The sequence below is a fragment of the Sphingopyxis sp. Q841 genome, from assembly GCF_052384365.1.
Taxonomy (GTDB): Bacteria; Pseudomonadota; Alphaproteobacteria; order Sphingomonadales; family Sphingomonadaceae; genus Sphingopyxis; species Sphingopyxis terrae_A.
Map to the genome: position 1 here is coordinate 1 of NZ_JBQSUM010000012.1, position 8,287 is coordinate 8,287.

General features: G+C 63.8%; 8 protein-coding genes. 4 read left to right on the plus strand and 4 right to left on the minus strand.

Translation table 11 applies throughout. The features are described 5' to 3' along the window. Positions 1-305: 305 nt before the first annotated feature. The 3 genes from ACT17R_RS17595 to ACT17R_RS17605 all read left to right on the plus strand — a co-directional run bounded on the left by ACT17R_RS17595 (position 306) and on the right by ACT17R_RS17605 (position 1,447). Positions 306-533, plus strand: coding sequence for a hypothetical protein (locus ACT17R_RS17595; protein ID WP_444810004.1), 228 nt, complete (start codon positions 306-308; stop codon positions 531-533). Then, positions 530-799 carry an usg protein gene (locus ACT17R_RS17600; protein WP_444810005.1) on the plus strand — a complete coding sequence of 90 codons (270 nt, stop codon included), beginning with the start codon at positions 530-532 and terminating at the stop codon, positions 797-799. The genes ACT17R_RS17595 and ACT17R_RS17600 overlap by 4 nt, the downstream gene beginning before the upstream one ends. A 141-nt stretch (positions 800-940) precedes the next feature. Further along, on the plus strand, positions 941-1,447 hold the full coding sequence (locus ACT17R_RS17605; protein WP_444810006.1) for a lipocalin family protein: 507 nt from the start codon (positions 941-943) through the stop codon (positions 1,445-1,447). A 79-nt stretch (positions 1,448-1,526) separates the two neighbouring features. Here the strand turns inward: ACT17R_RS17605 and ACT17R_RS17610 are convergent, their stop codons facing one another. From ACT17R_RS17610 to ACT17R_RS17625, 4 genes are read right to left on the minus strand one after another with little or no spacing between them, the layout of a single operon-like run. After that, positions 1,527-2,369, minus strand: coding sequence for a DUF6671 family protein (locus tag ACT17R_RS17610; RefSeq protein ID WP_444810007.1), 843 nt, complete (start codon positions 2,367-2,369; stop codon positions 1,527-1,529). Next, a complete protein-coding gene (locus ACT17R_RS17615) occupies positions 2,353-2,787 on the minus strand; it encodes a P-II family nitrogen regulator (RefSeq protein WP_444810008.1) in 435 nt (144 codons plus the stop codon). The genes ACT17R_RS17610 and ACT17R_RS17615 overlap by 17 nt, the downstream gene beginning before the upstream one ends. After that, complete coding sequence (locus ACT17R_RS17620; protein ID WP_444810009.1) at positions 2,738-5,263, minus strand: DUF2309 domain-containing protein; 2,526 nt, start codon at positions 5,261-5,263, stop codon at positions 2,738-2,740. Before ACT17R_RS17620 ends, ACT17R_RS17615 begins: the two co-directional genes overlap by 50 nt. Then, positions 5,260-6,645, minus strand: a complete 1,386-nt coding sequence (locus tag ACT17R_RS17625) for a proton-conducting transporter transmembrane domain-containing protein (RefSeq protein WP_444810010.1) — start codon at positions 6,643-6,645, stop codon at positions 5,260-5,262. Before ACT17R_RS17625 ends, ACT17R_RS17620 begins: the two co-directional genes overlap by 4 nt. 105 nt (positions 6,646-6,750) lie before the next feature. Between ACT17R_RS17625 and ACT17R_RS17630 the strand changes: the two genes are divergently transcribed. Further along, the gene (locus ACT17R_RS17630; protein WP_444810011.1) at positions 6,751-7,617 is read left to right on the plus strand and encodes a LysR substrate-binding domain-containing protein; all 867 of its coding nucleotides are present in this window, start codon (positions 6,751-6,753) and stop codon (positions 7,615-7,617) included. The last annotated feature ends 670 nt before the right edge of the window (positions 7,618-8,287 follow it).

An 8,287-nucleotide genomic window follows, 5' to 3' on the forward strand; every position in this document is an offset into this window, starting at 1 on the left:
GCGGCGGACGACCACACGGTCGTGCAAGGGACGGAAATGCATGCATAACCTCCATGTTGCATAACGATATGATACAGGCTGCGTGACCCCTCCCGGGACCCGCGGCGCCAAAAAACTAGGAAGCCGATTTTTTCGCATCAAGAGGCCGATGAAAATTTTTTGGCACTCTCGAGGAGGGAGTGATAAATACCCTGTTATCAAGGACTCACCGCTCTTGACTCGACTCGCAATAATCCCAAAATCCCTTGTTGCGGCGCCTGGGCCGCACGACGAGAAAGGGATGGCGACAGGAAGGAGGCACGATCATGTCCGAGCCATTTTCCCGTTTTCTTCACCCCTTCGACGTGGCGCACCACCCGAGCCTCGAGCCCGAGGTCAAACGCGCCCTCCTGGCATCCTGGGCATGCGAGCGCTCGGCAGTCCGCGATCGGCCCGCGCTTCGCGGGCCGCGCGGCGCTTCGCGGGCGGTACCCCTCGACGATGTACTCGCCGCGTTACGATCGCTCGATGGCGGCGAAGCCCACGCGCCATGACGGACCGGTCGCTGATCGCGCAGCTGGAGGGATACGGGCTGACGACCGCTGAAACCCATTATTACCGCCCCGATCATCCCTCGCTGCTCCAGCTCTACGTCTGGCAGGATTATGATATACCGCCTGACTTTCCTGTGCTGTTTGATTTTCTGGCAATGTGGCGGCGCCAGATCGAAGCCGCGCTCCATTCGGTGCGGATCGCGCATAATAGGCTGATCGGCCCCGCCGAATGGCGCGCCGGCGATATTCTTCGGCTGATAGATTAGGGCAGAGGAACCGTCAGCTTGCCACCTACCAAACCGCCGGGGAGATGTGCAACCAAAGGCGGGTTGGCGCGTAGCTCCCCCCGCTTATTGAATGGAGTTCGCATGCGAAAGATCGGGATACTGGCTTCGGTTGCAATCGTCGTGACGCTCGCGGCATGCAGCGCAATTCCGCGGCCGGGGCCGGTGGGCAATCGCGCGGTTCCCGAGCCGGCAAAATCTGTCGACCTGCAGCGTTATATGGGGCGCTGGTATGAACAATTTCGCTACGAAGCCTCCTTCCAGAAAGACTTCGAGGCGGTTACCGCGGATTATTCGCTCAATGCCGATGGCACGGTGAAGGTTGTCAATCGCGGCCGCAAGGGCGGGCTCGACGGAAAGCTAAAGCAGTCCACCGGAAGAGCGAAGATTGCGGATCGGGCGACCAACGCCAAGCTCAAAGTCTCCTTCTTCGGACCCTTTTATGGGGATTACTGGGTGCTCGATCATGGCGACGACTATGAATGGTCGATCGTGGGTGAGCCCTCGGGGCGCTATCTGTGGGCGCTCACCCGCGCCGAGAAACCTTCGCCGGAGCTTTTGGGGCGACTGGAGGAGCGGGTGAAGCAACTCGGCTACGACTGGACGCTTGTTCGCATGACCCGGCATTGATCGGGAAGGCGTGCGCGCCGCGGACGGGGACTTGCGGCGGAGGCGGTTTGCCACGGGCCGATCGGTCGTTGGCGGCGGCTCAGGGGTTGCAGATGGAGCAATGCCCCGGTTCGGCCCTCCGGTCAGGGTCGAGGCATCGTTCCGCCACATGGCCGCAATTGCCGCATTTGCGAACCTCGATCCAGACCTCGTACGTCGGACTTGCGCACCAGCGACAGGGCCGGCCATCCTTCGTCCGCGGCGTCCAGCCCGGGTAATCGCAGCTGGGGCAGCGGGAGGTAAGGGCGCGTAGCAGGTCCTGCGCGGCAAGCGATATCGACGCCATCCGCTGCGGATTGCGATGCGCGCGCATATCGGCTTCGAGCCATATCGAACCTTCGTGCGCGATAGCGGCGCTGGCCTGCGACACCAGACGTTTCCTGTCCGATACACCTTTCGCGATGATCGGGCCGTCCTTTCTCGTCATCAATATAATGGCGTGGCCGGGAAAGCCGATCGCTTGGGCAAAGGCTTCCACCTCGTCGATCGATTGAGCCTGCGTCTGGCGGAAATTGGTGTCGAGGCTGAGATAGCGGCCCACGATCATTTTGCCCGACTGCCTCTCGATGAGGCCGACCAGTTCGAAGCCTGCCGGGATGAAGGGGAAGGCCGGATGCGGTCCGAATGCGCCCTCGCTCGCGACCGCATAATCGGCTTCCGGCGCGGCGGCGAGCCCGGCGCGGGCTTTTGCAGCCAGGGCCTCCTGTTGGCTCCCCGCCCGGCGGATATCGCGCGTGAAGGTTCCGAAGCGATCGGTGTCGATCGGCGGACGCGGCAGAAACGCGAGGCCGAGCGGCGCCAGGGCGGGAATGATGACGCGCTCCTTGCCGTGCATCGTCGCAACGACGGCAGTCTTGCCCTGCGTGTCAAAAGGATGGATCACCGGCTGTTCCGATCGACGGAGCGAAATAGTCAGAGCGCATCACCTCGACATCCGACAGGAATGTCACGCCGGGGCGCCGTTCGAAGAGGCGCGACAGGCCGCTGGCGACATCGGCGATGATCGCCTCGTCGCCGACGCCCACGAACATCACGAGGCCGCTTTCGTCGTTGAAGATGGTCCTGCCCTGATGAAAGCCATGATGACCCATGCCGGCAACGTCGCGGATCATGGTCCAGCCGCTGACGCCGGCCGCGCGTAGCAAATCTTCGACCAATGTTCGATCTTCGGCCCGCATCACGATCTCGATCTTGCGGCGCCGATGCAGCGGAAGTGTGTCGTCTTTGATGGTCATGATCAAATCTCCTGCTTTAACAATCGATAGCGAGAAGGCTCCGGCCCTCGCTGCAGTCGGCGCCATCTTCGCGCCAACGCCGCGCGCGGGCAGTCTCGGGCTCGATCACGATGAGTTGCACCCAGCCCTTGCCAAACAGTCGCCGGAGGATGTCGCTGGACTCGACCAGCGCGGCCACGCGATCGAATGGCGCCTGAACGACGGTCAGCAGACGCTGGGGGATATGGTGAGGAAGACCGTCGTCGCAAAAGAGTGACTGGCGAGGCAGGCCGATCTTGAGATCGCCGCCATTGCCCTGGACGACGCCGATGCCGCCGATGACATTCTGGGTTACCTTGTCGCCTGACCCGTAATTCTGATTGTCGATCGTCGAAAAGAGATATTGGCAGTTGATCCACTGCGCCACGACCATGGGCGCCGTCAATATGGTTGCCAGTGCACTGCCATCCGTGTCGGTCCGCCAATCATAGCTATTGAGGAAAGCGCGTCCTTGAAGGTCGATCATGCGGGTGAGGTCGCGCGGGCCAACAATGAAGGCGGCGTTTCCGGCCAGGCCCCACTCGGGCCTGACTTCGCCCCAATGCACGGCACCGGTCAGCAGGTCACCCGGCGCTCTGCCCAGCAATAGGGCGCGGCGGGCACGATTGGTCTCGGCGGCGCGGGCGAGACTGGCCGAAAGCGCAGCGAGGTCGGCAGCGTGGGTGGGGGGTATCCGATCAGCATCGAAGATCACGACCTCATCCGTGGTCGTATTATGCTCGGCAGCCAGGAAATAGGTTGATCCCGGTAGCGCGATACCCTCCTTGGCCAGGCCCGAACGGACATCTTCATCGTTCAGCATGGCTGCAAGCAGTCGCGCGTTCGCGCCGCCGGCATGGCCGCCGCAGGCGCCGCAATCGAGCGCGGCCGCATAGGGATTGTTGACCGCACTTGCGCCATGGCCCGTCAACACCACAAGCCTTGCGGTATCGGGCTGCAGCCCGGTCAGGCGGAACAAGGCCGAGGCATAGCCAATCTTGTCGGCGAGCGCGAAGCCGGCATGATCCTCATGGGCATCGCCTGCGGGCGCGAGAGCGCGCTGCCGGCGCGTCCGAAGCGCGGCGGCTGCACGGCCCGTAGCGCGCGGCGCAAAGGTCCGTGCCAGCATCAAGGCAGCGGCAAGCGGTCCGGTCGCCTCTGCCGCGGCAAAGGCCGTCGCAGGCCCAGCTTTAGTAGCCGCGAACAGATCGGTAGTGCAGGCATCGCCACGCGCCCTGTCAGCGATTGCCTCAGCCTCGCTTTCCCGGCCGGGAACCGGACGCTCCGAAATGTCGTGACGGGGCGAGAGAAGCACCGGCAGCAGGCGGGCGCGATGCGCGCCGGCGAAGGGATGCAGCGCAATGGGCAAACCGAAAAATCCGGCATAGCCGAAGGTTTCATAATTGCCTTCTGCTTCCAGAGCTCGCCGGAAGGGTTCCGAGCGCACGTCGATGCAGAAAACCAGCTGGGCATCGGGCCGTGCTGGCGGATTGCTGGTTCGAGCGGCCCTTTGCAGCGCCGGCATGAGGCCGTTTGCATAGCTCCGCTCGGCCGCCATCATGAACAAGGCGCCAAGCCTGTCGTCGTCGACTTCCGCCACGCTATCGAGCCTTTGGGCATCGCGCGGGCCCAGCGCCTTGGCGGTCAAGCCGAAGTGCGCCAACAGTGCGGCGCTCTTGTCTTTGTCGGCGGACGGCGCGCCGAGCGGCGCAGATAATGCGTCTGCGCGCGCCAGCAAGATCCAGAGCGCGACAAGATCTGCCATCGTTGCCGGGGCATCGGCCACGCGGTCAGCGTCGGCATGTTCGCTGCGCCAGCGGATATGGCCGGCCCATCCAGGGAGACGTGCAACCAGGCCCGACAGATAAGCGAGCGGGTCAACCTCCGCTTCCAGGCTCGCCAGACCTTCGGAAATTGCCTCGAGCGGGTCGCGCGGAACGCTCAACAGGAGCGCTGCGCCACGCGCGCCGGTGAGCGTCCGGTATTCCGGGTCATAGGCTGCCATCGCCAGCACGGCGCGATAAAGTCCGAGGTCGCGGTTGGGTAATGGCATCGCCGTCAGGCCATGGTCGAAAAAGGCGCCGCACCATTTAGCGATGAACGCCGCGTCAGGGCCGAGTCCTGCTCTCCGTTCGGGCCGGTCGCCGCGTCCGATCACCAGCAGGCACGCCATCAGCGCGTCGAGCATTGTTACGCCCGGCGCAATCGGGGCGGCGGCGCGATAGATGCCGCCCAGATGTCCGATGGCCGCATCGCGCAAGGCGGCTTCCTCGATGCGGCCATTATCGAGGAGCCGCCGCCACAGCGCGAGCGGCAGGGTGCGGTGCGCGCCGAATAGGCTCGACGCCTCCGCCACGGCCTGCGCGAACGGCAGCTCTTCGAAACCCGCCAGCGGGTTGACGGCAATAGCGCTTTCGAGCGGCCATAGCGGCGCTACGCTACGCGCGGCGAGCGCAACGAGCCCGGCGACTTGGGTCCGGGCGAGCCGGTCGTCGGTACGTTCGACGGGAGCAATCATGTTCATGCGAGGTCTCCGGTACGGGTGGCGCGAAGGGCGCCGGCATTGAGAAGGCGGACGTAGAGCGCCGGCGGGAGCGCTGCGCCGCGCGCAATCCGCGCGGATTGGAAGAGCCACGCGACGAGGAAGAGGACAGCGAGCGCAATCAGCAAGGGTGATGGAAGCAAGGGTTCGGCGTGCGCTCCATAAAGGCTGCGGATCAGCAAAAGACCCGCGGCGTTCGCCGCGATCAGCGCCGTGACCAGACCGACCAGCCGGGCGCGCGCGCGGCGCGAGGCGGGAGCGCCATATCCCGCAATCAGCGTAGCGGCGCCCGCGGCCACGGCGAGGGTTAGCGCCACAAGCTCTCCCCCCACTTCGGCGGTAAAGGCAAGATAGACGCCTGCAAGCAGCGCGACGAGGGCCGCCATGCGGACGGCGGCGCGCGAAATCGAAACCCCCTCGCGCTCGCGCATCCCGATGAGCGAACCCGCCCCAAGAAAGAGCCAGGCTTTGAACAGCCCGTGGGCTACGATGTGCCAGAGCGCGGCGGCATAGGCGCCAAGGCCGCAGCTCATGATCATGAACCCCATTTGCGAGACCGTCGATCCGGCTAGCGCGCGCTTGGCGTCGGGGCGGACCGCCATGATGCCAAGGCCCCAGAAGGCTGCGAAAAACCCCAGGCCGACCGCGGCATAGCGCGACGCAGGCGCCGCCTCGAGCACCGGCGCAAGCCGCAGCAGCAAAAAGCCGCCGGCATTGACAAGCCCCGCGTGCATTAGCGCCGACACCGGCGTTGGTGCCGTCATCGATGAAAGCAGCCAGGCCGAGAAAGGCGGCAGAGCGCATCGGGCGGCCGCTGCAACCACGAGAAGCAGCGCCGCGAGGTGGCCGGAGAAAGGCGAGAGGCTGCCGCTTCGCGAAAGCGCAGCGCTTATATCGGTTGTTCCGCCATGTCCCCCGACAATCGCGAGCGCGGCGAGAAGCGCGAGATCGCCGATCAGGAAAGTCCGCCGCGCGCGTGTGGCGGCTTCGCGAGCCTCGGGAAGCGCATTGGCGTGCCCGATGAGGCTCGCTAGTAAAATGCCGCTCGCTACCCAGGCGGCGGCGAAGGCCAGCAAATCATTCGTCAGGACGAAAAGCAGCACCGATCCGATCAGCAGGGCGATCCGCGCAAAATAGGACGGGCGCCGCGGATCGCTTCGCATGAATCTGCGTGAGAAGGCCGCGACAATCGTACCCACGAAGAGGATCATCCCGGCAATGACGAGCTGAAGAGCAGAGAGCGGCCTTGGACCTTCGGCGGCCAGAAAAGCGAGCCCGGCAATTCCGACAGGTGCGGTCCAGATGGACGGGTGCCTGCGCGTCAGCGTCGAAGCGGCGGCGTTTCGTGCGATGGCAGCGGTCATGCGAATTCCTTTCGCATCGCCGATGCCTCATCGTCCAAAATTGATAAAACGAGTTTTTGAAATGCCATTAATTGACAATTGAAATGATTGTTGCACATTGCCGCCATGGTCAGCGCGCCCAACCTCGACCTCGATCTCCTCCGCTGCTTCGTGACGATTTCCGAAGTGGGGAGCTTTACCCGGGCTGGCGGCCGGCTCGGCCGGACACAATCGACGATCAGTCTGCAAGTGAAGCGGCTCGAGGAGCAGCTGGGCCGGACGCTCTTCGCGCGTACACCCCGATCGCTCAGCCTCACCGATGATGGCAAGCGATTGCTTGGGCCGGCCCGGCAGTTGCTGCGCCTCAATGACGCGGCAATTGCCGAGCTGTTCGAACCCGATATGGCTGGACGCGTCAGGCTCGGGGTGCCTGAAGATTTTGCCACCGCCCATCTGCCCGCGGTACTGTCAGCTTTTACGAAGGCGCATCCTCTCGTCGAGCTGGAGGTAACCTGCGATCTCACGCTCAACCTTCTGGACAAATTTCATGCCGGCGCATTCGATTTTGTGCTCGTCAAGCGCGAGCCGTCGGCGCCGCTCGAGGGCGTCCGGGTGTGGCGCGAGCCGCTGGTCTGGGTCGCGCGCGATCAACTCGCGGCGACGGGCCTTGCGAGCATTCCGCTCGTCGTCTCGCCCGAGCCGTGCGTCTATCGCAAGCGCGCGGTCGATGCGCTCGAGGCGATCGGTCGCGACTGGCGTGTCGCCTATACATCGACGAGCCTTGCGGGCAGCCTGTCGGCGGTTAGCGAAGGCCTCGGCATTGCGGTGCTGCCGCGCGAGATGGTGCCGCCGCACCTGACCTCGATTGCCGGTGAAGCCGATTTGCCATTGCTTTACGACACCGAAATCGCGCTCATCGAGGCAGCGGGCTTGTCGGAGACCGCGCACCGCCTTGCTCAACATGTTGTCGCCGCGCTTGAACGCGGTAGCTGAGTTCCGATGGTTCCCCGCCTTCATCCCGCGTCAGATATTCCGTTCGGGAAGCTTGATGGCGCTTTATCGGTCACAGATGTTCATAGGAGCGTGCGTCAATATGCACGTCGATTCGACGAATGGGCTAAGGCGGTTGGGCTCAGAAGCCAAGGTTAGGGGACGCATTCGTTACGCCGAACCATGCGTCAATCATCTACAAACGACCGCCAATTTGCGTGCCGTGCAAATTCTGCTTGGACACACGAAGATTGAAGACACGATGCGGATAGCGGGGCGTCGACGTTGAACATGCTCTGACTCTGGCAGAAGGCATCGAAGCCTAGCAATCCAATGTCGATATCATTGAGAGCGAACGCTCTGGCGTGCTTTCGAACCTCCGCTCACTTTATTTGGTCCCCAAAAGCGGACGGTCTCCAACTGGTCAGGCTCGGTCCAGCAGAGTCTGAACGCTTCCAGATTTCTAACTCTCAAACCGGGCAGGCAGCCCCGACCGGCCACCTGAGTATGTGAGCGACGGGTTGCTGGTGCCCGCCTGTTGCCGGACCGGATGGAAGCAGGCCGGCAATGATTTGGAACCGCGTGCTGTAAAGCGCGGCGACGACCCCTCCGCCGGGCGGAGGGGCCGCTCCCGCGACTAGGCCGACGCACCGCCATCGATGTTCAGCGTTGT